Raw genomic sequence first — 23,323 nt, forward strand, 5'->3', positions numbered from 1 at the left:
TCAATTTACGAATGGAACAAATTACACCTTATAAACCAAAGCATAAAGTAAGAATTGTAACAGCAGCTTCATTATTTGATGGTCATGATGCAGCAATTAATATCATGCGTAGAATTATACAATCTACAGGAGTTGAAGTTATTCACTTAGGACATGATAGAAGTGTTGAAGAAGTAGTAAACTGTGCTATTCAAGAAGATGCAAATGCTATTGCAATGACTTCTTATCAAGGTGGACACAACGAGTACTTTAAATACATGTATGACTTACTGCAAGAAAAAGGCGCTGGTCATATTAAAATTTTCGGCGGCGGCGGCGGCGTTATTCTTCCTGAAGAAATTAAAGAATTAATGGATTACGGAATTACCCGTATCTATTCTCCTGATGATGGACGTGAAATGGGGTTACAAGGTATGATTAACGACCTTGTACAACAATCTGATTTCGCCATTGGTGATGTTTTAAATGGAGAGATTAACCATTTAGAAGAAAAAAATGTAGGTAGTATTGCGAGAATTATTTCTTCTGCAGAAAACTTCCCTAAAGTAGCCAAAGAATCTATGGATCTTATCCATAAAAAAAATGAAAAATCTAAAACTCCTGTTTTAGGAATTACAGGAACAGGTGGAGCAGGAAAGTCTAGTTTAGTGGATGAATTAGTTCGTCGTTTTTTAATTGATTTCCCAGAAAAAACAATCGGTTTAATTTCTGTTGATCCTTCAAAAAGAAAAACAGGTGGAGCTTTATTAGGAGATAGAATTCGTATGAATGCTATTAATAATGAACGTGTATATATGCGTTCTTTAGCAACTCGTCAGTCTAATTTAGCGTTATCCAAATATGTGAACGAAGCTGTTGAAGTTTTAAAAGCTGCTGAGTTCGATTTAATCATTTTAGAAACTTCAGGTATTGGTCAATCTGATACTGAAATCATCGAACATTCAGATGCTTCTTTATATGTGATGACTCCAGAATTTGGGGCTGCAACTCAGCTAGAGAAAATCGACATGCTTGATTTTGCTGATTTAGTGGCTATCAACAAATTTGATAAAAGAGGTGCGTTAGATGCGTTACGTGATGTGAAGAAACAATACATGCGTAATAACAATCTTTGGGATATTCCAATGGATGAAATGCCAGTTTTTGGAACTATTGCTTCTCAATTTAACGATCCAGGAATGAACTCGTTATATAAAGCGATTATGGATAAAGTTGTTGAGAAAACGGGAGCTGATTTAAAATCTACTTTTGAAATTACAAAAGAAATGTCTGAAAAGATATTTGTAATTCCACCGGCAAGAACTCGTTATTTATCAGAAATTGCTGAGAACAATAGGGCTTATGATAAAACTGTTGATGAACAAGAGAAAGTAGCTCAAAAATTATACGGAATCTTCAAAACCATTGAAAGTGTTTCTGAAGGAACTGTGACTATAGATAAATCTGGAATTGATGAAACTTCTCTTCAAAAAACAGATGATAATAGCGACTTTTTAAAATTATTAGTTGCTGAGTTCGATCGCGTAAAAATGAATTTAGACCCATACAACTGGGAAATCATTTTAAACTGGGCGACTAAAGTTCAAAAATATAAAGATCCTATCTACACGTTTAAAGTTAGGGATAAGGAAATTAAAATTGAAACCCACAGCGAGTCACTGTCACATAGTCAAATTCCAAAGGTAGCTTTACCGAAATATCAAGCTTGGGGAGATTTATTACGCTGGAATTTACAGGAAAACGTTCCTGGAGAATTCCCATATACTTCAGGATTATATCCTTTCAAAAGAACTGGAGAAGATCCGACTAGAATGTTTGCTGGTGAAGGTGGACCAGAACGTACCAACAGACGATTCCACTATGTTAGTTTAGGAATGCCAGCAAAGCGTTTATCTACTGCATTTGACTCTGTAACACTTTATGGAAATGATCCTGGACACAGACCAGATATTTATGGAAAAATTGGTAATGCCGGAGTTTCTATTTGCTGTTTAGATGATGCGAAGAAATTATATTCTGGATTCGATTTAAGTCATGCTATGACTTCTGTATCAATGACAATCAATGGACCAGCACCAATGCTTTTAGGGTTCTTTATGAATGCTGCTATTGATCAGAATTGTGAAAAATACATAAAAGAATACGGTTTAGAAGATAAAGTTGAAGCAAAACTAAAAGAGTTATACGACGATAAAGGAATTGACAGACCTAAATATAATGGAGACTTACCAGAAGGAAATGATGGATTAGGATTGTTATTATTAGGTATTACTGGAGATCAAGTTTTACCAGCTGATGTATATGCTGAAATTAAAGCCAGTACATTATCGCAAGTAAGAGGAACAGTTCAGGCAGATATTTTAAAAGAAGATCAGGCTCAAAATACTTGTATTTTCTCTACGGAATTTGCTTTACGTTTAATGGGAGATGTTCAAGAATATTTTATTGAGAAAAACGTACGTAACTTCTACTCTGTATCGATTTCTGGTTATCATATTGCAGAAGCTGGAGCAAATCCTATTACGCAATTAGCATTAACTTTAGCTAACGGATTTACCTATGTAGAATACTATTTATCAAGAGGAATGGATATAAATAAGTTTGGACCAAACTTATCGTTCTTCTTCTCAAATGGTATCGATCCAGAATATGCTGTAATCGGACGTGTTGCTCGTAAGATTTGGGCAAAAGCTTTAAAATATAAATACGGAGCCAACGCACGTGCACAAATGTTGAAATATCATATTCAAACTTCTGGACGTTCGTTACATGCTCAGGAAATTGATTTCAATGATATTAGAACTACGTTACAAGCATTATATGCGATTTATGATAACTGTAATTCATTACATACAAATGCGTATGATGAAGCGATTACAACGCCGACAGAAGAAAGTGTACGTAGAGCAATGGCAATTCAATTAATTATCAACAAAGAATTAGGATTAGCTAAAAATGAGAATCCAATTCAAGGTTCATTTATTATTGAGGAATTAACCGATTTAGTTGAGGAAGCAGTATTAACTGAATTCGATAGAATTACTGAACGTGGTGGAGTTTTAGGAGCAATGGAAACCATGTATCAACGTTCTAAAATTCAAGAAGAGAGTTTATATTACGAAACGTTGAAGCATACAGGTGAATTCCCAATTATTGGTGTAAACACCTTCTTAAGTTCTAAAGGATCTCCAACGGTTCAGCCTGCGGAAGTGATTAGAGCTACGGAAGAGGAGAAGCAATTCCAAATTAAGACTAAGGAAAGCCTAAATAAGGCCAATAAAGAAAAGGTGACTAAAGAAATAGCCAAAGTGCAACAAGCAGCCATTCAAAATGAAAATATTTTCGAAAAGCTAATGGAAGCTACCAAAGTATGTTCTTTAGGTCAAATTACCTCAGCGTTATTTGAAGTGGGTGGTCAATACAGACGAAACATGTAAAAGGCAATGCCTTTAGATAATTATTAAAAACCTCACAGATTTGTGAGGTTTTTTGTTTTTTATATTTAATCTATATTGCCGTCTATAATTATAATAAAATGAAAAATTTGATTTTAATTTTTCTTTTTACATTTTTAACAGGATGTAAAGGAATAAATAATGAAAGAAAACATCATAAAACAATTGATAGTCTTAAAACTCAACTAAATTTGTTAAAGCAGGATAATCAAGAATTAAAAAATAGAATTGAAATTACAACCATAAAAACATACAAAAATGAAGATTTTAATAATTTTTTTTACTCATTTATGGTAGATTCAATATTTCAAAAGAATCGAGTTAAATTCCCTCTAGAATATCGTACAACTAACATTGATTCAATGAAAGAAATTTTAATTAAAATTAACAAAGACGAATGGAAATACAATTCATTTTATATTAATAGTGCTAGTGAAAGAACTCAAATTTATGACAATTATGATTTAAAGTTTCAACCAACAAACGAGAGAATGTTACATTGGTACGGTGTTGAATCTGGAGGTAATTCAAAGTATTATTTTAAAGGGTTTAATGGAAAATGGTTCTTAATAAAAAAATGGGATTCTGGAATATAATAGTTCCCACAATTAAGTTTTACTTTCATAATATATTTTTATCACTTCAAAACCTCACAGATTTGTGAGGTTTTTGTTTTTTATAATATAATTTTATTTTCGACCGTAATTTCAGAACCTTCTAATAACATTAGGATTAACCTCATAGTTAACCATTATTAATTTTCTCCATTCTGCTTTTAAAAAACTCATACCTTTTTAAATTTTATTGATTCCATATCATCCATGTAACTGCGCTTATATACACCCAAAAACCTGTAAAAAAAATGTGCACAATAGTTTCAAACCTTTTGCCTTTCCATAGTTTAGGTGAATACACAAATAATTGCATAAATAACCTGATAGACCAAAAAATTGCAAAACAAAAAATAATTTTTCTTCCAAGTTTAGTATTGATTAAATCGTCACTCTCTAATACTAAAGCTAATCCCATTAAAAATACGGTTAGCGCTATAAAAAAAGTGTGAACAAACATCATTTGTCTATTCATTAAACTGAGATGTTTTAGCTCTTCTTTCCAATTAAAATATTTTGGAAAAATAATATGTATAAAAGCTAGAAGCATTAACATATAACCAATAATATTTAGATGAATTTCCATTTTTTATTTATTTAAGATAAACACCGACATAAATGGTGTAAATTTTATTTCTTCTTTTAATTTTAAGTTAGTTTTTTTGAATACTTTTTTCCAAGTTTGTTTTGAAAAGAAATGAGTAAAACCGATTGAAAAGGCTAAGAAATTTGGCAAATCCCTCAAGTGTTCTACAATTACGATTTTTCCATTGTGCTTCAAAACTCTTCGACACTCATTGAAAAAAACAATTTTCTCTTTATTCTTTCTAATTTCGTGAACTGATGAAAGTAAAAAAAGTATATCCACTGTATTTTCATTTATCGGAATAGCATTAGTATTTATTCTTTGGGTATTTGGATAGACCAAACTTACTTTTCTAGCTCTTTTTATCGCTTGCTCTGTATGCTTTGATTCATCATAAAAATCAAATACTTTTAAATTTGATTGTTGAAACTTATTTTTTAGAATAAAACTTGTTTCATCAAACCCAGCATTAATATTCACTATGTTTAAATTATTATTTTTATTTAATTGTAAATCATTCAACCAATTAAATTCATAGAATTTTGAAAAATCATACACATAAGCAGAAACTAAAAGTGGTGCTAACAAGCCATATAAAAAACCAACGATTATCAATAATACTAACTCAAACTCCCAGTTAAAAACATATTGAAACAGCATAATTAAACCTAATACTAAAAGACCAAAAAAATAAAATTGTCTATTAAAGCTGAGTATATTTAAAACTCCTTGAAATTTCCTTCTTTTTATTTCCATAATTCAACTTTCCCTTTTTTCCAATAATATGGTATATTTTCGATTATAAATGCATTTGCAATTTTTGCATTAGTAAAACCTAAATTTCTTATAAATGAAAAATTACTATCAATTATTTCTATAGGCTTAGGTTTCCAGTTTTTTCTTAGTCCTTCAATAATCAATACCTCATTTTTTTCTTTGTTTACAGTGAATGTAAAAGGAAGTGGTCCTGCAAATTTTCTTGCTTCTTTCCATGTTGAAAAAGGTGAATTTTTAGGTAAAGAAATATCACTTTTATTTTTATTAAAAGTTATTTGAAAATCAGATTTTTTAGAATAAATCTGATTTAATTGTTTACTTTCTTTCCTATGTATATCTGTTGTTGAATAATTATAATGAGTAAAGATATTACCTGCAAATTTCATTTTTTTACTATCTGTTTCTGATTTTAAAATGTATAACCCTCTAAATCTTTTTCCTTTTTGATTGTAATACCTTACAAAAACACGATACCCTATTAAAAAGAAATCATTTCCTAAAAAATTTGGGAAGCCTTTAGGTTTTAAATCTTTTGTTTGAACCATTGCTACAGCTAAAAAAGCCCATTTATTATCAAAAGTTTCCAACTCTAAACAATTTGGAATTAAATTTTCTAGATGCTCTTTTGGAATAGCAAATGTTATGACTATTGAACTTTCAAAAAAAGCTTCTACGGAAAAAGGATGATTTTTAAGTGATGGTAACATACTTAGTTAATTTTGACTTTAATTGAAATTCATTTATATAAAGTATAACTGTAAATAAGATTGCAAAAACTACATTGTATTTACCCCAAAGCAAAAGATCTCTTACTAATAGTAACTCTACAATATTCATAATCATTACTACAGTTATTTGAATAATTACATTTAATCTTGATTTGTAATTTGATAGTATCCATACAACCATTACAACTTCAAGTAAACCTATTATTAAAGTAAGCTCTCCTGAATACTCTTCATTAATAATTTTCTTCACTATTTCTTGATGCCTAGGAACTTGATCCAATATTTTACAATAAATTCCATTTACAAACCAAACTAAAACACTTATTAGTTTTATAATTTTATAGACTATCTTATATCTCATCAGAATACATAATATTAAGCATCTTTATTATTTAACTCCCAAAAAACAGTTAAACTAAAAGCTAGAAGTATAGGTAGACCTAAAAGTATTATTTCTACAAGTGTACTATTAAAATTAACATTAGATGATTTAAATAAAAAAATAAAATAAGCTAACACAGTTAGTAAATATATTCCTACAAAATACTTTTGTTTAATCTTTAACGTTTCCCATTTTAGTCCTAACGATATACAATATAACAGTTGAAGAAACCCTAACGGAATAGCTAATAATGCTGCAATTGCTAGATAATTTTGATCAAATACTGCAGCTATTATTAAAAATGATAAAATCACCACTAAAACTCTATTTATTATTTTCATAGTTTCAGAAATTATTGAAAGTTTAATTTTAAATTTTTTTACTTTTTTATCATTCTGGTAAAATTCGATAAAAGCCAATGCTCATCAGCCTTAATCGCTTTATCCAAAATTCCATTTACTGTATTGGTAACAGTTGATAGATCATTCATTAACTTTTTGAAAGTCTCGGCTTCCTCTGAATCTTCCTCTACTCCACTCTTCAATTCATCTAGGATTTTTAGAACTGGCTCTATCTCTCTTTTTTTACGTTCTTTCGTTACTTGCTTAAAAAGTTCCCAAATATCTTTATCAGCAACGAAAAATTCTTTTCGCTCTCCAACAACCAATTCCTTACGAACAATTCCCCAATCAATTAATGCACGAACGTTCATGTTCACATTCCCTCTTGAAATTTTTAACGCTTCCATAATTTCTTCAGCAGACAAAGGTTTTGTTGAACTTAATAACAACGCATGAACTTGTGCCATGGTTTTATTAATTCCCCAACTTGTAGCTAAACTACCCCAAGTATGAATGTATTTTATTTTTGCGTCTTCTAATTTCATAGGACAAATATAGAACTAAATTCTAAACTTTCAAAAATTATTGAAAATAAAATATTTTAAATTTAATTACCTTTCCTGTAATATTTTTAATTCTGAATTTACTAACCCTGTAAACAATAAATTTTGAGTACTGATTTTTACACCTCTTCAATTATACCGTATGCTGGAATTATTATAAAAATCTGCAGAGCTTATACTGATTCACAGGAGGATTTTGAAGATTTTTATCAAGAAGCCTGTTTACAAATTTGGAAAAGTAGAGAAGCGTTTCAAGAGAAATCAAAATGGTCCACATGGATTTACAGAGTGACCTTAAATGTTTGCTTGACACTTTCTAAGAAGAACAAAAACAAACCGTATCCAAGTGATTCATTCACTGAATCCTCAGAAAACAATCATGCTTTTGAGAATGAAGACTTGAATTTGCTGTACGATGCTATCAAAAAATTATCAGAAGTAGATCGTGCTATTATTCTTCTTCATTTAGAGGAAAATCCGTACAAAGAAATTGCTGCTATTATTGGAACAAGCGCTAACAATATTGCAGTTCGCATAAACAGAATTAAAAAACAATTAAAAGAATTACTAGATGGAAAAATCAATTGAAAAAATATGGAACGAAGCGTTTATCAATGAAAATGCTATCGTAGCTCCAAAAATTAATAATCTTTACAATCAAAAATCAAAATCAATTATTCATAAAATTAAACGAACCTATGAATTTGATAATAAAGGATTATTGCCCATTTCCGGAATTGTAGCCATTGGTGGAATTCTTCTAAATGAAACTATCATTGGACTCTACGGAACTATCTTAATTTTATGCTTGTATTATTTTAACACTAAGTTATTAAGCAGGTTTGAAAAACTGGATGTAAAATCCGATAATTTAACCTATTTAAAAAACTATAGAGATGTGATGAATTCGGTAACTAAAGCTACTAAAAGAATGTTCATTTTTGTGCTACCGCTTTTAGTATTATCCATTTTTATTCTCGGATTTTTTCTGAAGGAAGAAAGCTTCTTATCACGATTTATCTCTTCTGATACTACATTCATTGAAATTTTAGGAATAGGAGCTTCAGTAGCCTTAATTATTGCAATTATTTGTCTATTTGTTTTTAAAGTTTCGAATCAGTTACTATACGGAACATTAGTTTCAAAACTGAATGATTTAATACACGAAATTGAAAATTTAAAAGAAGATTAAGAGAAAAAAACCGTCATCTTAAAAAATAAGCTGACGGTTTTTCTTTGTATTTTATATTGACTTTTTTTGAAGTATTGTCAATCCGATTCTAATTTGTTCGTAAGAAACCTTTTCTTCAAGAAACTCAAAATACGGTTTTAACGCTGTTTCATTTTGTAAGACTTTCTTTGCATTCTGAATTAGCTTCAAGGTATTCACATCAATAAATTTATCAAGATTAATATCTTTTCCCTCTAAATATAATTTTGCCAAATGAGAAAAGATGGTTTGCTCTTTTAATCCTCGTTTAATAGCTATTTCCTCAATGGTAAAGTCTTCTTGATATAATTTATACGTTTCTAATGTTGTATCCTTTTTTCCCTTTTTCTTCTCTTTTATAAATGATTTAATTTCCTCCATAAACTCTCCTCCATAAACTTCCAATTTACGCTGTCCGACTCCGCTAATCGCTAAAAATTCATCATCTGTTTGTGGACGTTGCGTTTCTAACTCTCGTAAGGTCGCATCACTAAAAATAAGGTAAGCTGCAATATCTTCCTCTTGTGCAATTCGATAGCGTAACTTTCGTAATCGCTCAAATAAACTATCCTTCGTTGCACTCTTCTTTTTCGTAGCTTTTACTTTTGCTGGAGTTTCTTTAGTTACCTCAACTGGTGTTGTTAATTGAACTTTTTCACCTTGAAATAATACCTTTTCAGAAAAAGATGTCAGTTGTAAAGCATTATTTAAATGAAAAGCAATCTGACAAAACCCTTGATTAATCAATTGAATTAGATAATGTTGCCAATCTCTCCAAGAAATATCGCTACCAACTCCAAAGGTTTTTAACTGCTGATAGTTTTTTTCGTGGATTGACGCATTATTTGCTCCTCTTAAAACATCAATAACAGTTCCCATTGCTTCTTTTCCTTTTAATCTATAAATTGCAGATAAGGCTTTTTGAGCAATTACAGTTCCATCAAAAAATTGTGGTGGATTTTTACACACATCACAATTTCCACAATTCGTATCGACTAACTCACCAAAGTAACTCAATAAAATTCGCCTTCTACAAACCGTTGCTTCAGCAAATTGTTTCATTCGATCAAGTTTAGCCTCTTGTACTTCTTGATTTCCAGTATTTGCAATAAACTGACGAAGTTGAATTACATCGGCATAACTATGAAATAACAACGCATGAGAAGCCAATCCATCTCTTCCCGCTCTTCCTATCTCTTGATAATAACCTTCAATGTTTTTCGGCATGTTATAATGAATCACCCAACGCACATTTGATTTATCGATTCCCATTCCGAAGGCAATGGTAGCACAAATAATTTGAACATCATCTTTGATAAAATCTTCCTGAGTTTTTGCTCTTTCATCAAATGATAAACCAGCGTGATAAGCTAATGCATCAATTCCGTTTTGCCTAAGTTTGCCAGCTAACTGTTCCGTAGCTTTTCTGCTTAAACAATAAATAATACCAGATTCGTTCGGTCTTCTTTCAATAAATTTCACAATCTGTTGTACTCTGTCATTAGCTGGACGAACTTCTAAAGCAATATTTTCTCTATTGAAAGAACTTATAAATCGAGTAGCATTTGGAATAGCCAATTGTTCTAAAATATCTTCCTGAGTAGCTTTATCAGCTGTCGCCGTTAATGCTACCACAGGAACTTCCGGTAACGACTTTTTTAAGAAAGCCAATTGCTTGTATGAAGGTCGGAAATCATGCCCCCAAGAAGAAATACAATGCGCTTCATCAATGGCAATACAATTGATGTAATTTTGATGTAAAATATTTTGTAGAAAAGATAAGCTTTCAGGAGCCACATATAACAACTTTACCTCTTTATTTACAACAGCATCAAAAACTGCTTTTTGTTCTTCGTCAGACTGACTGCTATTGAAATATGTTGCGGGAATTCCGTTGGCTTTCAAACTATCAACCTGATCTTTCATCAAGGCGATAAGCGGAGAAATAACCAAGGTAATTCCTTCAAAAAATAGTGCAGGTAATTGAAAACAAATTGACTTTCCTCCTCCAGTTGGCATAATCACCAACGTATCATTCTTCGATAGTATATTTTCAATAATCTTCTGTTGTTCTAATCGAAAACTATCATATCCAAAATTCGACTTTAATCTTGCTAAAAGATCTTTCTCCAAAATCATTTCCATAAGGCAAAAGTACTAATAAAAAAAGCGCAGTCTTGTATGACTACGCTTTAATGAATTTATAAAATAGTGAAAATTAAATTTGCTGTAGCAAAACCTCTACTGCTTTTTGTAATTGAGCATCTTCTCCTCTATCTTTCCATCCTGGTTTATTTTCAACTAGATAATCAGGAACCGCAGGTGCCTCATTCTCCATATTTTTACCTGATTTTTTAACATACCATGCTCTAAAAGGCATCCTAATATATCCGTTTTGTAAACTTCTTCCTCCTGTAGAAATAACAGCACCAAAAGTAGGTTGCCCAACTAGCTTACCTAATTCTAAACTTTTAAATGCATGTGAAAAAATTTCTGCATTAGAATAACTGTTTTCATTACACATTGCAACTACTGGTTTAGTGTTTACAGATAATATTGCACGCTCATTAAACGGATAATTGTTTACAAATTTTTTATTGTTATTTAATGACTTTGTAGCTCCTCTAGGAACGGTATATGCGTGTTGATCTACATTTAAAACTGCCATTAATCTGTCTGTGGTCCATCCTCCACCATTATATCGAACATCAATTACAATTCCTTTTTTACCATAACCACTTGCTTTTAGCTCACGTTCAAAACGTTCGAAACTTGGCATGTTCATTCCTTGTATATGAATATACCCTAATTGTCCATTAGAAAATTTATTTACTAATTCTTTTCTTTGAGTTACCCAGGCTTCGTATTGTTGAGTTCTTATACTTCTTGTTGCTCTAATTACAACTTCTTTTCCAGATTGTAATGTTAACAAAACTTCATTTCCTTGAGTATTTTTAAGCAGACTATAAAAATTACTGTTTTTATTGATGTTAACACCGTTTACTTGAGTAATTACATCTCCTAAATTTAATTTACTTTTTAATTTATCTGCAGGTGAATTAGGTAATACATAATTTACTCTAACACCTTTAGCTACGTTTGTAACATCTAAGCCTAATAAACCAACTTTTTCATTAGTACCTTCTGCATATAAACGAGAGGGTCTATACCCCATATGACTTGCGTTTAATTGACCTAATAATAAGTTGTAGAAATAACTAAAATCTTCAAAAGTTGAGGCATTTAAAGCCCAAGGTTTGTATTTAGCTACTAATTTGCTCCAATTATATCCATGAAAATCTGGATCATAAAACCCTGCTGTTAATGCTCTAATTCCTTCTTCAAAAATTTGTTCGCGCTCTTTTGCATAATTTTTAGTGTAGGTTACACTATGAGCTAAAGTGGTAACTTTATCAGACTTAGTATCTAATTGCTTTAATACACCGCCCGACATAAAGTATAATTTGCCATTTGTTAAAGTTAAACCAGCTGCTCTTGCTGTACCTTTTACAGCTTTAGGTTTAGTTCCATCCCATTTTATTTTATAAAGACTTCTTCTTTTGGTTGATGGATCTGTTGCTGAATAGTATAAAAATTCACTATCATTAGCAAAAGCTAATCCAAATTCATCATCTTGTAAAGAAGTTACTTGAACCAACCTGTCGTAAATATTATCTTCATCTATAGTTACAACTACTTCTTTCTTTTTCTTATCCTTTTTAGCTTGTTGATCTTTAGACTCTTCATCTTCTGTTGCCTCAAAATAATCTCCTTCTAAATGATCTACTCTAGATTTCTCCCAATCTTCTTTTTGTAACCATAACATCCAAACATCATAATTAATTCCGCTTCTATTAGATAAAAACGCTAATTTTTTACCGTCTTTACTCCAAACAGGACTTCTATCACTTCTTGGATGCATACTGATATTCATTTTTTTATTTTTATCAGAGACTGATTGAATAAAAATTTCGCTATCAAAATTTAAATCTTGTTGAGAATAAGCAATCCATTTACTGTCTGGACTCCATGATACGTTTGATGGTGCATCCCAACTATCTGCAAAAACAACTTTATTTTTAATTTTACCATCAGTAATATCTGCAATAATTAACTTACCTCTACCAACTTGATAAGCTATTTTTTTGTTATCTGGAGATACTATATACGATTCAACGTCTTCTTTCTCATTTGTTAACTTAGTGGTAGTTAACTTTAATCCTCTATGTAAGCTTACTTTTTTATCAGCAGATTTTACACTATACAACTGAAACATTCCGTCTCTATCCGATAAAAACACTGCTGTATTATCATCCAACCAACCTGCACTTTTATCTCTAAAGAAATGTTTACTAACATTGTTTCCTCTTTTTTTCTCTTTATTATTTTCTTTTACAAATACTTCTCCATCTACAGAAAAAGCTATGCTTTTACCATCCGGAGATATCGCGTAAGAATCTGCTCCTTTAGAAGTAGTTTTAGTTACTTCTTCATTAAAATGAGAGTCTGATTGTAAATCTAAATCTATAACTGACGCTTTTCCATTTTGTAACCTATAAGTATCAACACCAACAGTATATACAATAGTTCCATTGTTACTTACAGAAAACGTTTGAACTCCATCTTCTTTTTGAGAAGTTAAAGCAGTTGGTTCACCTGCTGCAGTTCCGTTTTCTGAAATTTTCTGTTTATAAATATTGTAACGACCACTTTTAGCACTAATGTAATACAAGTTTCCTTGAGCGTCCCATAATGGTGTATGATCATTTTTTTTACTATTTGTTATTCTGTTATACTGATTTGTTTGTGTATTGTAAATCCATACATCTCTTTGAGCAGAACCTTCGTAATCTTCTCTAGCAATTCTACAAGCTCCTTTTACATAAGCTATCAACTTACCATTTGGTGAAACAGATGCCATTGCTCCGTAAGCAGTAATTAAACGTTGAGGGGTTTCTCCATTTTTATTTACTGAGTAAATCTGTGCATCCCATTCTGGACCTGCGTACACTCTTTTTGTTGTAAAAACCACATCGTTATTGTTCCAAGCTGTTGGCACATTTGATGTTGGGTAAAAAGTTAGTTGTGTTGGTACGCCACCTGATGTGGTAGTTATAAAAATATTATTATTGTTTTTTCTTGAAGATGAAAAGGCTAATGTTTTACCATCACTATGCCAAACAGGACTAGTATCATAGGTCTCATGAACCGTTAATCTTTTAGATTGTTTTGTATTGAAGTTATAAGTCCAAATATCACCAGCATAACTAAATGCCATTTGTGATGCATCTGGACTAATAGCTGGATTTCCTACAAAATTGTTTTGGGAAAAAGCAACGCTTGAAAGAAGTAGCGCTGCAACAGATAATAGTTGTTTTAATTGCATTTCGTTTGTTTTTTCTTACTAACGAAATTAAAGTTTTATAAAAGGATGTTAAATTTTTTAAGATTTTTTAACACTTATAGCTTATTCGTTAAGCATTTTATCTATTTGTTTTCTAAAACTTTCACTATTCCAATCTGCAGAACCTGTTTTTTCCAATCTAATATTTCCATTTTTATCAATTATAAAGGTAGTAGGTATAGAGCTAACATTAGGTAAACCTAACGGGTAACCATTTAACGTTTGATAAGTAGGAACATCATAACCATTTTTTTCAAAAAAAATCGCTACCTCAGGCCAATTTTCATTAGTAACAAAAATGAAATCAACTTTATTTTTATAATCATTATAAAATGATTGAACAAAAGGAAATTCTGCTATACATGGAGGACACCAAGTAGCCCAAAAGTTTAAAAAAACTACCTTACCTTTTGTACTATCAAAATTGATATCATTTGTATTTAAACCTTTTAAATTCCAATTGTAATTAGTAATCTTTTTATCTGCAGATATTTTATTTACTGATGGAGAAAAAGACAATTTTCTAGTAAACCAAACTCTTGAAGGTTTATAAAAGAATAAGCATATAATTATTACAAATATTAAGTTTGACCAAGTAATATGTTTTTTCAAAATTAATGGTTTTAAGTTTGTGAAAAATTTGTCTGAATAACTTTATAAAACTAACAAATGTTTGTAAGAAAACAGACCATTTTACTACTAATGTGTTAGAACAAAAAATATTGTTCTATTTAAAATAGAAGCTTACATGAAAAAAACTTTAAAAATAGATATTGTTTCTGATGTTGTTTGCCCTTGGTGTACCATTGGCTACAAACATTTACAAAAAGCCATAGATGAACTAAACATAGAAGATCAAATTGATATTGAATGGCAACCTTTTGAATTAAATCCTCAAATGCCTAAAGAAGGGCAAGATTTAACCGAGCATATTGCCCAAAAATATGGATCAACAATTGAACAACAAGAAGCCTCAAGACAACGAATGATTGAAGCTGGTAAAAATGTTGACTTTACTTTTGATTATTTTGAAGGTATGCGCATGGTAAATACTTTTGAAGCACATATTTTACTTGAATATGCTAAAAAGTTTAATAAACAAACTGAACTGAAAATGCGTTTAACAACTATGTTCTTTAGTGAACGTAAAGATGTTTCTGATCGTACTATTCTTAAACAAGCTTTGTCTGATGTTGGTTTAAATACTGACGAGGGAATGGCCCTGTTAGATAATGATGATGCTCGTTTCGAAACACAAAGCGTTAGACAACAATGGCAAAATTTAGGAGTAACATCAGTACCAACCATAGTTTTTAACAGAAAAGAAGCTGTAACTGGTGCTCAACCTGTTGAAATTTTCAAGAAAATACTTACAGATTTCACCCAGAATTAAAAAAATAAACCTCATCAATTTATTATGATGAGGTTTATTTTTAAGAAGATAATTTATCCTTTAATCTTCTTTACAAAGTCTTCAATGCCTTCAACACCATTTTCATCTAAATTTTTAATAAAAGCAGAACCTATTATAGCCCCATTTCCATATTCACAAGCTTTTGAAAATGTTTTGTTATCTGAGATTCCAAAACCAATAATCAACTTACTTTTAAGATTCATGGTTTTAATACGCTCAAAATAATCGATTTGTTGCTGAGAAATTTCTCCTTTAGCACCTGTAATTGCAGAAGAAGCTACCATATAGATAAAAGATTCTGTTAAATCATCAATCTTTCTAATTCTTTCTTCTGAGGTATGCGGTGTAATTAAAAATACATTTGTTAATCCGTATTTTTTGAATAACGCTCTATAATGAGATTCGTATTCTACCATTGGTAAATCTGGAAGAATTAACGTATCAATACCACAAGCTACTACTTTCTGACAGAAAGCTTCTTCTCCGTATTTTATGATTTGATTTACATATCCCATTAATACTAATGGAGTAGTATTTGTATCTTTTATGGCTATTAATTGTTCAAAAACAACATCTAGGTTCATCCCATTTTTTAAAGCAACAGTACTACTATGTTGAATTGTTGGTCCGTCTGCTAACGGATCAGAAAAAGGCAAACCAACTTCGATAAAATCTACGCCGTTACTTCCTAATTTATCTATAATTTCAGCAGTTTGATTTAATTCTGGAAATCCTGCAGTGAAAAATATAGATAATAAATTATGTTCTTGTTTTTGAAATATTTGTTGAATTGAGTTCATTTTCAATGTTTTTTTGTCATTCCTGCGTAGGCAGGAATCTATTTATTACTTCTACCAATCAGAAGCTAAATCATTCCAATTAGGATTTTCTTTATTTATTAAATTAATTTTCCAATTTCTTTTCCATTTTTTTAATCTTTTTTCTCTCAAAATAGCATTAGTTATTTGAGGATAAGTTTCAAAATAAACCAATCTGGTAAGGTTATATCTTTTAGAAAAACCTTCTACTAATTTATTTTTATGTTCAAACATGCGTCTTTCTAGATTGTTAGTGACACCTATATACAAAACGCCATCTTTTCTATTTGTAATTAAATACACGTAATATTGATGAACTGTCTTGAACATAACCTACCTTTTTTAGATTCCTGCCTACGCAGGAATGACAATCTATTTCAAATGCTTGATATAAGTTTCTAAATCTTTATCTCCTCTACCTGATAAGTTAATTACCACTGTTTGATCTGGCTTTAAATCCATTTTTGGTAAAACCGCTAAAGCATGAGCAGTTTCTAACGCTGGAATAATTCCTTCAATACGAGTTAACTCATACGCAGCTTGTAATGCTTCATCGTCTGTTGCATTCATAAACTTAGCCCTCTTTGTATCATGTAAAAAAGCATGTAATGGTCCAACTCCTGGATAATCTAATCCTGCTGAAATAGAATAAGGTTCAACAATTTGTCCGTATTCATCTTGCATTAAAATGGTTTTACTTCCGTGAATCACACCTACTTCACCTAATTGAGAAGTTGCTGCACTTTCCCCAGAATTCACTCCTAAACCAGCTGCTTCAACAGCAATTAATTCTACTTCTTCATCTTCTAAGTAATGATAAAAAGCTCCGGCTGCATTACTTCCTCCTCCAACACAAGCAATAATAGTATCTGGATTTTCTTTACCTGTTTTCTCTTTTAACTGCCATTTCATTTCTTCTGAAATAATAGCTTGTAAACGCGCTACCATGTCTGGATGTGGATGCGGACCAACAACTGAACCAATTAAATAAAACGTTTCTGGGTTTTGAATCCAATAACGAATGGCTTCGTTAGTTGCATCTTTTAACGTTTTACTTCCACTAGTTGCAGGAATAATTTTTGCTCCTAGCATTTTCATACGGGCAACGTTTGGTGCTTGACGTTCAATATCAACTTCCCCCATAAACACGGTACAATCTAATCCCATTAAAGCACAAACTGTTGCAGTTGCTACACCATGTTGACCTGCTCCTGTTTCAGCAATAATATTAGTTTTACCTAATTTTTTTGCGATTAAAATCTGACCAATAGTATTGTTTACTTTATGAGCTCCAGTATGATTTAAATCTTCACGCTTTAAATAAATAGTTGCTCCATATTTTTCAGATAAACGCTTTGCTAAATATAGCGGACTGGGTCTACCAACATAGTCTTTTAACAATGCTTTATATTCCTCTTGAAATGCTGAAGATTCTATAATTTGAATATAATTATCTTCAATCTCTTTTACATTTGGGTGTAACAATTCTGGAATAAATGCGCCTCCAAATTGTCCGTAGTACCCATTTTTATCTGGATTATATTTCATGATAAATTTACTTTTCTTATATGTTACACTTGGTAGGTAACTTTATATTTTTGATAAATTACTTTTAAACTCCTCTAGTTTGCTAATAGATTTTAAACCTGGCTCTATTTCAAACTTACTATTTACATCTATGGCTACACATTTTTTAGATACGTCCCTTTTAAAAAATGCTGTTAATACCGAAGATTCATCTAAACCTATTCCGCCACTTAAAAAAAACGGTTTCTCAGAAGAATATCCTGATAATACTTGCCAGTTAAAAACAACACCATTTCCGCCACGTTCTTTTCCTTTGGTATCAAACAAGAAATAATCAACAACAGATTCGTATGGAGTTAATTTTGAAAAATCAAATGAGTCTTTAATTCCAAAAACTTTTATTATTTCAACCTTTGGCAAATGTTTTTTTATGTTTTCTATATATGATGGTGTTTCATCTCCATGCAATTGAAGCGCTTTTAGACCATATTCTTCTACTAATGAAATTACTATCTCAGGGTATTCGTTGACAAAAACACCTGTTTTTTTTATGTTTTTAGGAATTTTTGGGATAATTCCTTCAAAGTTTCTTTTTGATTTCTCGTAAAAAATAAACCCTAAATAATCTGGTTCTAAAGCTGCTACTTGCTCTATATTTTCTACATATTTCATTCCACATACTTTCAACTTCATTTTTTATGCTCTTTAAAATAATTATATAATAGTCTTATTGAATTAAAATAATCTGAATCAAAAGTAATTGTACGAACTTCATTTACTTCAAAAACTTCATCAAACTCATAATCGATAGTACCATCCGATTTAATAAAATCTATTGAAAAACTTTCTTTATTAAAATCTCCTAATACACCATAAAACAATTCATCTTCAACATCATCTTGAAACTCAAAACAACCATACTTTTCTTCTATACTTTGAAGGATTTCAATAGTATCTGTAAGTTTTAATATATTTGGTTTTATAATTTCAATTCCTTTTAATTCTAAAACTTTTCGAGTTAAATCAGAGTTTTCAGCTTCAAACCTTGATTCTATATGATTTTTATTTAAGAATTTATATCCATCTACTTGATAATTTTCAGGGACGGATTTTATTAAAATCCAATCAGCATTTTCATCTAATAATATTCCTGTTTCAAAATTATCCCAACCAACTATTTTATAACTTTCTATTTTCAAAATACTTTCGTTTATCTAATTTGATTAACAAACTCTTGACACGAAACTCCTGGGTTATCGGTTTTCATAAAGTTTTCTCCAATTAAAAAACCTTGGAATCCGTATTCTTTTAGTCCTGTGACAATTCTTGGATCACTAATTCCACTTTCTGAAACTTTTATTGCCGAATCAGGAATTTGATTTGCTAATGCAATTGAGTGTTCAAGATCTACTTTAAATGTTTTTAAATCTCTATTATTAATTCCGATTATTTTATTATCTAAATCCGAAATTTTATCCAAATCTTCCTGGTTATGAACCTCATATAAAACTTCTAATCCTAAATCATTAGCTAATTGCCCATAATTTTTTAATTGATCTGGGGTTAAACATGCCGCAATTAATAAAATAACATCTGCTCCAATAGCTTTTGCCTCAACAATTTGAAAGCCATCAATAACAAAATCTTTTCTTAAAATTGGTTTGATTTGATTTATAGTTCTTGCCTCCATTAAATCGGCCATGGTACCTCCAAAAAAAGAAGTATCTGTTAAAATGGACTGTGCTGCCACATTTGCATTTAAATATCCATTGGTTACCTCAGCAACAGAAACTTTATCGTTAATAATACCTTTAGATGGTGATTGTCTTTTAAACTCTGCAATAATACCTGTTGAATTTTGCGCTGTTAAAGATGCCTTTAATGATATTGGTGTTCTTTTAAAGTTTGGACTTTCAACCAGTTTTTTAACTGGAATTTCTGATTTTATTTTAGCAATTTCTTGCTTTTTAAAATTTATTATTTTTTCTAAAATTGTCATTTTAACTCACTAATTTTTGTAAACATTCTTTCGCTTTCCCTCCAAATAAAGACGATTTCACCTCTTCAAAAGCACTTAAAAAATCTTTTTTAGCATCTATAATTGTTAAGGCAAATGCAGCATTGGTTAAAACCACTTTATTTTGAGCTTCTGTGCCTTCTCCATTTAAAATAGTTTTAAAAATTTTAGCCGCATCTGCTACCGAGTCTCCTCCAAAAATAGCTGATTGTGCTACCCTTTGTAATCCTAAACTCTCAGGAGTAATTAGTTGCTCTCCTTTTTTTGTAAATAACTTAAATGCTCCGGTTAATGAAATTTCATCATAACCATCTAATGCATGAACAATACCGTAATTAGTGCCTTCTTCTTGTAAAATGTAGTTATATAAACGTGCTACTTCTAAATTGAAAGTTCCTAATAACTGATTTTGTGCAAAACTAGGATTTACTAATGGTCCTAAAATATTGAAAAAGGTTTTCAACTTTAATGCTTTTCTTGTTGGACCTACAGCTTTCATAGCCGGGTGAAACTTAGGTGCATGTAAGAAACAAATATTTGCTTTTTCTAACTGAGTTTTTAATACCGATTCATCATTCGTAAACTGATAACCAAAACTCTCTAACATATCAGAAGATCCTGACTGAGATGATACCGAATAATTACCATGTTTGGCAACTTTTTGTCCTGTACCAGCTACAATAAAAGAAGTTAGTGTTGAGATATTAAATGTATTTTTTCCATCACCACCAGTTCCAACAATATCAATGGTATTAAATTCTGATAAATCAACTTTTATTGCTAACTCTAATAATGCTTCTCTAAACCCTGACAATTCATCCACAGTTATAGGGCGCATCATAAAAACAGTTAAAAAAGAAGCTAAATGTGCATCGTTATATGTTTCTTTAGCAATATTGATTAAAACCTGTTTTGCTTCAGATTTTGATAATCTTTTATGTTGATATAAATCATTTAAAATTGATTTCATTTACACTAATTTTTAGAAACTGAATTAATAAAATTACGTACTAACTGTTCTCCAACCTCTGTTAAAATACTTTCTGGATGAAATTGAACTGCACTAATTTGATATTCTTTATGTCTAATAGCCATAATTCCACCTTCTTCATCTATGGCAGTAACCTCCAACGCTGTTGGTAAGTTTTCTTTAGAAGCAATCCAAGAATGATAACGTGCTGCAGGGAAAACCTCTGGAACACCTTCAAAAATTACAGCTTCTGGTTTAGTTACTTTCATATCTGTAGCTACTCCATGAAAAACTTTATTCATATTAATTATAGTTCCACCAAAGACTTCTGTTATGGCTTGTAAACCTAAACATACTCCAAACATTGGAATTTTTCCTGCATAAGTTTTAATCACTTCTTTTAAAATACCTGCCTCATCGGGAATACCTGGTCCTGGAGATAACATGATAAGATCATAAGCACCTACTTCTTCAATAGAAATTTCGTCATTTCTATATACATCTGGATATTTATTGGTAATTTTTTCTACCATATGTACCAAATTGTATGTAAAAGAGTCGTAATTATCTAATATTAATATTTTCATGATGAGTTATGTTTAGGTTTTCACAAACTAGGTTTGCTATTTGTTGTTCTTTATACATATTGTGATTTAATTTTTCTATCACTTTATAATTTACTTTTAAGGTCTTAAACCAATCTTTACCTGGCTTATACATATCATTTTCACCAAATAAAAGTTGAATTTCTGTTTTTGGTTTTTTAGTTTCTTTTCTCAGCCTAGTGGATGACACTGATAGTAAACTTTTAACTTTCAACCCTTTTAAAGCAGCTTTCCAAACAATAGTTCCGCCAATACTGAATGCTAAAACATCTATTTTTTCAGTTTCTGTAGCTACTAATTTGTCTACAGCTTTTTTAATTCCGCCATTTACAAACTGTTTATGTATTTCTTCTTCTGTTAAATTAGTAGCATTGATAGCTGCTAATTTTGGAGCATCATACAAAACAATATCATAGGAATTGACTAGCAACTTTTGATACATAGATATCCAATTTGAATTTGAAAATCCCCATAAATCAGAAATTATAAGTAGCTTAGGTTTCAAGTTTTTTACTTTTTATATTTTTTCTGCTAACGTTAATGCCTTTTTTAAGGCAGCTAACTTATTATTTACTTCTTGTAGTTCACTTTCTTCATTAGAGTGGATAACAATTCCTGCACCTGCCTGATAATACAATACGTTATTTTTACTTACAAAAGATCGAATACCAATTGCTAAATTCACATCGCCATTTAACCCTAAAATACCAACAGCTCCTCCGTAAAATCCACGAGATTGGTTTTCATATTGGTCTATTAATTGCATAGCCTTGTATTTAGGAGCTCCACTCAAAGTCCCGGCTGGAAAGGTATCTCCTACTATTTTTATAGGATCTCCTTTTAATTGTCCTTGTACTGTAGATACTAAGTGTATTACATGACTAAAATACTGTACTTCTTTAAACACCTCTACAGTTACATTTTCTGCATGCTTACTCAAATCATTTCTAGCTAAATCTACCAACATCACATGTTCAGCTGTTTCTTTTTTATCATCAGATAATTTTTTACCTAGCTTAATGTCTTCTGCCATATTACCGGTTCTTCTAAAAGTACCTGCAATTGGATTGATAATAGCTTTTCCATCATTAATTTTTATTTGTGCTTCTGGTGAAGACCCCATTAATTTAAAACTACCATAATCAAAATAAAATAGATAAGGTGAAGGATTTATGGATCTTAATGCTCTATAAACATTAAAATCATCTCCTTTGTATTGTTGCTGAAACTGTCTTGATAATACTAACTGAAAAACATCTCCCCTTTTACAATGTGCTTTGGCTTTTTTTACATTTTCAATAAACTCTTCACTAGTTACATTTGAAGTTTCATCGCCATTAATTTCAAACTTTTGAGTATTGAATGTTTGTGCTTCTATAATAGTTTCTATTTCATGTATTCTAGAAACCTCTCCTTCTTTTAAATTTTCAAGTAGTTGCATTTCATCATTAAAATGATTAATTGCAATAACAAACCTGTAAAAACTATACTGCATCATAGGAATTGCAGAAGGCGCATCTGGATTTGATAATTTTATAGTTTCGAAGTACTGTACACTATCATAAGTAGTATATCCATATAAACCGTTGAAAGCTTTTAATTTTTCATCACAATCTAAACTAATCATGTTTGAAAAATCTGTAAACAAATCATTAAAATTATTATTAATGGTATGCTTAGCCACTTCTTTAGTATCAACCGCTATAGTAAATTCATCTTTATCAGCTTTAAAAGAAACCATTGGCTCAATACATATAAAAGAATAACTTTCTTCTTTACTATGATAATCTGAACTTTCTAGCAACAAGGTATTAGGATATTTATCTCTTAAGCGTAAATACAACCCTACTGGCGTTACTGTATCCGAAATTTTTTCTTTACAAAGTGTTTTAAATTGTAATGCTGTCATTGGTTT

At 30.6% G+C, this 23,323-nt stretch carries 24 protein-coding genes; 5 read left to right on the forward strand and 19 right to left on the reverse strand.

Translation table 11 applies throughout. The features are described 5' to 3' along the window. The first annotated feature begins 11 nt into the window (after nt 1–11). Both ACFQ1U_RS08460 and ACFQ1U_RS08465 read left to right on the forward strand, forming a co-directional pair. On the forward strand, nt 12–3,437 hold the full coding sequence (locus ACFQ1U_RS08460; RefSeq protein WP_386107279.1) for a methylmalonyl-CoA mutase family protein: 3,426 nt from the start codon (nt 12–14) through the stop codon (nt 3,435–3,437). A 98-nt stretch (nt 3,438–3,535) separates the two neighbouring features. Then, nucleotides 3,536–4,051 carry a DUF4348 domain-containing protein gene (locus ACFQ1U_RS08465; protein ID WP_386107281.1) on the forward strand — a complete coding sequence of 172 codons (516 nt, stop codon included), beginning with the start codon at nt 3,536–3,538 and terminating at the stop codon, nt 4,049–4,051. Nucleotides 4,052–4,256: 205 nt separating this feature from the next. On the opposite strand, the gene ACFQ1U_RS08470 is transcribed toward ACFQ1U_RS08465, so the two are convergent. The 6 genes from ACFQ1U_RS08470 to ACFQ1U_RS08495 are packed head-to-tail and all read right to left on the reverse strand — an operon-like array spanning nt 4,257 to nt 7,425. Next, complete coding sequence (locus ACFQ1U_RS08470) at nt 4,257–4,652, reverse strand: hypothetical protein (RefSeq protein WP_386107283.1); 396 nt, start codon at nt 4,650–4,652, stop codon at nt 4,257–4,259. 3 nt (nt 4,653–4,655) lie between these two features. Further along, nucleotides 4,656–5,408: a class I SAM-dependent methyltransferase gene (locus tag ACFQ1U_RS08475; protein WP_386107285.1), complete on the reverse strand. Its 753-nt coding sequence runs from the start codon at nt 5,406–5,408 to the stop codon at nt 4,656–4,658. Continuing rightward, nucleotides 5,399–6,136: a DUF2071 domain-containing protein gene (locus ACFQ1U_RS08480; RefSeq protein ID WP_386107287.1), complete on the reverse strand. Its 738-nt coding sequence runs from the start codon at nt 6,134–6,136 to the stop codon at nt 5,399–5,401. The genes ACFQ1U_RS08475 and ACFQ1U_RS08480 overlap by 10 nt, the downstream gene beginning before the upstream one ends. Beyond that, a complete protein-coding gene (locus ACFQ1U_RS08485; protein WP_386107289.1) occupies nt 6,120–6,518 on the reverse strand; it encodes a DoxX-like family protein in 399 nt (132 codons plus the stop codon). Before ACFQ1U_RS08485 ends, ACFQ1U_RS08480 begins: the two co-directional genes overlap by 17 nt. Before the next feature lie 14 nt (nt 6,519–6,532). Beyond that, nucleotides 6,533–6,880, reverse strand: coding sequence for a hypothetical protein (locus ACFQ1U_RS08490; RefSeq protein ID WP_386107291.1), 348 nt, complete (start codon nt 6,878–6,880; stop codon nt 6,533–6,535). Nucleotides 6,881–6,918: 38 nt separating this feature from the next. After that, nucleotides 6,919–7,425, reverse strand: coding sequence for a GbsR/MarR family transcriptional regulator (locus ACFQ1U_RS08495; RefSeq protein ID WP_386107293.1), 507 nt, complete (start codon nt 7,423–7,425; stop codon nt 6,919–6,921). Nucleotides 7,426–7,548: 123 nt separating this feature from the next. Between ACFQ1U_RS08495 and ACFQ1U_RS08500 the strand changes: the two genes are divergently transcribed. Beyond that, nucleotides 7,549–8,031: an RNA polymerase sigma factor gene (locus ACFQ1U_RS08500; protein ID WP_386107295.1), complete on the forward strand. Its 483-nt coding sequence runs from the start codon at nt 7,549–7,551 to the stop codon at nt 8,029–8,031. Further along, nucleotides 8,015–8,635: a hypothetical protein gene (locus ACFQ1U_RS08505; protein ID WP_386107297.1), complete on the forward strand. Its 621-nt coding sequence runs from the start codon at nt 8,015–8,017 to the stop codon at nt 8,633–8,635. The genes ACFQ1U_RS08500 and ACFQ1U_RS08505 overlap by 17 nt, the downstream gene beginning before the upstream one ends. 51 nt (nt 8,636–8,686) lie before the next feature. On the opposite strand, the gene recQ is transcribed toward ACFQ1U_RS08505, so the two are convergent. The 3 genes from recQ to ACFQ1U_RS08520 form a co-directional block, all read right to left on the reverse strand. Next, nucleotides 8,687–10,792: a DNA helicase RecQ gene (gene recQ / locus ACFQ1U_RS08510; protein WP_386107527.1), complete on the reverse strand. Its 2,106-nt coding sequence runs from the start codon at nt 10,790–10,792 to the stop codon at nt 8,687–8,689. Between the two features lie 79 nt (nt 10,793–10,871). Further along, nucleotides 10,872–14,039, reverse strand: a complete 3,168-nt coding sequence (locus ACFQ1U_RS08515) for a S41 family peptidase (protein ID WP_386107299.1) — start codon at nt 14,037–14,039, stop codon at nt 10,872–10,874. Between the two features lie 81 nt (nt 14,040–14,120). Next, the gene (locus ACFQ1U_RS08520; protein WP_386107301.1) at nt 14,121–14,669 is read right to left on the reverse strand and encodes a TlpA family protein disulfide reductase; all 549 of its coding nucleotides are present in this window, start codon (nt 14,667–14,669) and stop codon (nt 14,121–14,123) included. A gap of 136 nt (nt 14,670–14,805) precedes the next feature. On the opposite strand from ACFQ1U_RS08520, the gene ACFQ1U_RS08525 reads away from it, so the two are divergent. Next, on the forward strand, nt 14,806–15,450 hold the full coding sequence (locus ACFQ1U_RS08525) for a DsbA family oxidoreductase (RefSeq protein ID WP_386107303.1): 645 nt from the start codon (nt 14,806–14,808) through the stop codon (nt 15,448–15,450). A 53-nt stretch (nt 15,451–15,503) separates the two neighbouring features. Here ACFQ1U_RS08525 and trpA read toward each other — a convergent pair whose 3' ends face one another. From trpA to ACFQ1U_RS08575, 10 genes are read right to left on the reverse strand one after another with little or no spacing between them, the layout of a single operon-like run. Beyond that, nucleotides 15,504–16,271, reverse strand: a complete 768-nt coding sequence (trpA, locus tag ACFQ1U_RS08530) for a tryptophan synthase subunit alpha (protein ID WP_386107305.1) — start codon at nt 16,269–16,271, stop codon at nt 15,504–15,506. Nucleotides 16,272–16,322: 51 nt separating this feature from the next. Then, nucleotides 16,323–16,619: a GIY-YIG nuclease family protein gene (locus ACFQ1U_RS08535; protein ID WP_386107307.1), complete on the reverse strand. Its 297-nt coding sequence runs from the start codon at nt 16,617–16,619 to the stop codon at nt 16,323–16,325. Nucleotides 16,620–16,661: 42 nt separating this feature from the next. Further along, nucleotides 16,662–17,837 (reverse strand): tryptophan synthase subunit beta, encoded by a 1,176-nt coding sequence (gene trpB, locus ACFQ1U_RS08540; protein ID WP_386107309.1) that lies wholly within the window; start codon nt 17,835–17,837, stop codon nt 16,662–16,664. Nucleotides 17,838–17,879: 42 nt separating this feature from the next. Further along, nucleotides 17,880–18,509 carry a phosphoribosylanthranilate isomerase gene (locus ACFQ1U_RS08545; protein WP_386107311.1) on the reverse strand — a complete coding sequence of 210 codons (630 nt, stop codon included), beginning with the start codon at nt 18,507–18,509 and terminating at the stop codon, nt 17,880–17,882. Continuing rightward, the gene (locus tag ACFQ1U_RS08550) at nt 18,506–19,015 is read right to left on the reverse strand and encodes a hypothetical protein (protein ID WP_386107313.1); all 510 of its coding nucleotides are present in this window, start codon (nt 19,013–19,015) and stop codon (nt 18,506–18,508) included. Before ACFQ1U_RS08550 ends, ACFQ1U_RS08545 begins: the two co-directional genes overlap by 4 nt. Before the next feature lie 11 nt (nt 19,016–19,026). After that, nucleotides 19,027–19,815, reverse strand: coding sequence for an indole-3-glycerol phosphate synthase TrpC (trpC, locus tag ACFQ1U_RS08555; RefSeq protein WP_386107314.1), 789 nt, complete (start codon nt 19,813–19,815; stop codon nt 19,027–19,029). A 1-nt stretch (nt 19,816) separates the two neighbouring features. Next, on the reverse strand, nt 19,817–20,803 hold the full coding sequence (trpD, locus tag ACFQ1U_RS08560; RefSeq protein WP_386107316.1) for an anthranilate phosphoribosyltransferase: 987 nt from the start codon (nt 20,801–20,803) through the stop codon (nt 19,817–19,819). A 5-nt stretch (nt 20,804–20,808) separates the two neighbouring features. Next, nucleotides 20,809–21,390 carry an anthranilate synthase component II gene (locus ACFQ1U_RS08565; protein ID WP_386107318.1) on the reverse strand — a complete coding sequence of 194 codons (582 nt, stop codon included), beginning with the start codon at nt 21,388–21,390 and terminating at the stop codon, nt 20,809–20,811. Continuing rightward, nucleotides 21,368–21,913 (reverse strand): alpha/beta hydrolase, encoded by a 546-nt coding sequence (locus tag ACFQ1U_RS08570; protein ID WP_386107320.1) that lies wholly within the window; start codon nt 21,911–21,913, stop codon nt 21,368–21,370. The genes ACFQ1U_RS08565 and ACFQ1U_RS08570 overlap by 23 nt, the downstream gene beginning before the upstream one ends. Nucleotides 21,914–21,925: 12 nt before the next feature. Beyond that, nucleotides 21,926–23,317: an anthranilate synthase component I family protein gene (locus ACFQ1U_RS08575; RefSeq protein ID WP_386107322.1), complete on the reverse strand. Its 1,392-nt coding sequence runs from the start codon at nt 23,315–23,317 to the stop codon at nt 21,926–21,928. Between the last annotated feature and the right edge of the window lie 6 nt (nt 23,318–23,323).

The sequence above is a fragment of the Tenacibaculum geojense genome (assembly GCF_042676005.1).
GTDB lineage: Bacteria > Bacteroidota > Bacteroidia > Flavobacteriales > Flavobacteriaceae > Polaribacter > Polaribacter geojense.

Excerpts from the sequence above, each read along its gene's own strand:
- ACFQ1U_RS08460 (WP_386107279.1), top strand. The coding sequence starts at position 12 with ATGGAACAAATTACACCTTATAAACCAAAGCATAAAGTAAGAATTGTA.
- ACFQ1U_RS08465 (WP_386107281.1), top strand. The coding sequence starts at position 3,536 with ATGAAAAATTTGATTTTAATTTTTCTTTTTACATTTTTAACAGGATGT.
- ACFQ1U_RS08470 (WP_386107283.1), bottom strand. The coding sequence starts at position 4,652 with ATGGAAATTCATCTAAATATTATTGGTTATATGTTAATGCTTCTAGCT.
- ACFQ1U_RS08475 (WP_386107285.1), bottom strand. The coding sequence starts at position 5,408 with ATGGAAATAAAAAGAAGGAAATTTCAAGGAGTTTTAAATATACTCAGC.
- ACFQ1U_RS08480 (WP_386107287.1), bottom strand. The coding sequence starts at position 6,136 with ATGTTACCATCACTTAAAAATCATCCTTTTTCCGTAGAAGCTTTTTTT.
- ACFQ1U_RS08485 (WP_386107289.1), bottom strand. The coding sequence starts at position 6,518 with ATGAGATATAAGATAGTCTATAAAATTATAAAACTAATAAGTGTTTTA.
- ACFQ1U_RS08490 (WP_386107291.1), bottom strand. The coding sequence starts at position 6,880 with ATGAAAATAATAAATAGAGTTTTAGTGGTGATTTTATCATTTTTAATA.
- ACFQ1U_RS08495 (WP_386107293.1), bottom strand. The coding sequence starts at position 7,425 with ATGAAATTAGAAGACGCAAAAATAAAATACATTCATACTTGGGGTAGT.
- ACFQ1U_RS08505 (WP_386107297.1), top strand. The coding sequence starts at position 8,015 with ATGGAAAAATCAATTGAAAAAATATGGAACGAAGCGTTTATCAATGAA.
- recQ (WP_386107527.1), bottom strand. The coding sequence starts at position 10,792 with ATGATTTTGGAGAAAGATCTTTTAGCAAGATTAAAGTCGAATTTTGGA.
- ACFQ1U_RS08515 (WP_386107299.1), bottom strand. The coding sequence starts at position 14,039 with ATGCAATTAAAACAACTATTATCTGTTGCAGCGCTACTTCTTTCAAGC.
- ACFQ1U_RS08525 (WP_386107303.1), top strand. The coding sequence starts at position 14,806 with ATGAAAAAAACTTTAAAAATAGATATTGTTTCTGATGTTGTTTGCCCT.
- trpA (WP_386107305.1), bottom strand. The coding sequence starts at position 16,271 with ATGAACTCAATTCAACAAATATTTCAAAAACAAGAACATAATTTATTA.
- ACFQ1U_RS08535 (WP_386107307.1), bottom strand. The coding sequence starts at position 16,619 with ATGTTCAAGACAGTTCATCAATATTACGTGTATTTAATTACAAATAGA.
- trpB (WP_386107309.1), bottom strand. The coding sequence starts at position 17,837 with ATGAAATATAATCCAGATAAAAATGGGTACTACGGACAATTTGGAGGC.
- ACFQ1U_RS08545 (WP_386107311.1), bottom strand. The coding sequence starts at position 18,509 with ATGAAGTTGAAAGTATGTGGAATGAAATATGTAGAAAATATAGAGCAA.
- trpC (WP_386107314.1), bottom strand. The coding sequence starts at position 19,815 with ATGACAATTTTAGAAAAAATAATAAATTTTAAAAAGCAAGAAATTGCT.
- trpD (WP_386107316.1), bottom strand. The coding sequence starts at position 20,803 with ATGAAATCAATTTTAAATGATTTATATCAACATAAAAGATTATCAAAA.
- ACFQ1U_RS08565 (WP_386107318.1), bottom strand. The coding sequence starts at position 21,390 with ATGAAAATATTAATATTAGATAATTACGACTCTTTTACATACAATTTG.
- ACFQ1U_RS08575 (WP_386107322.1), bottom strand. The coding sequence starts at position 23,317 with ATGACAGCATTACAATTTAAAACACTTTGTAAAGAAAAAATTTCGGAT.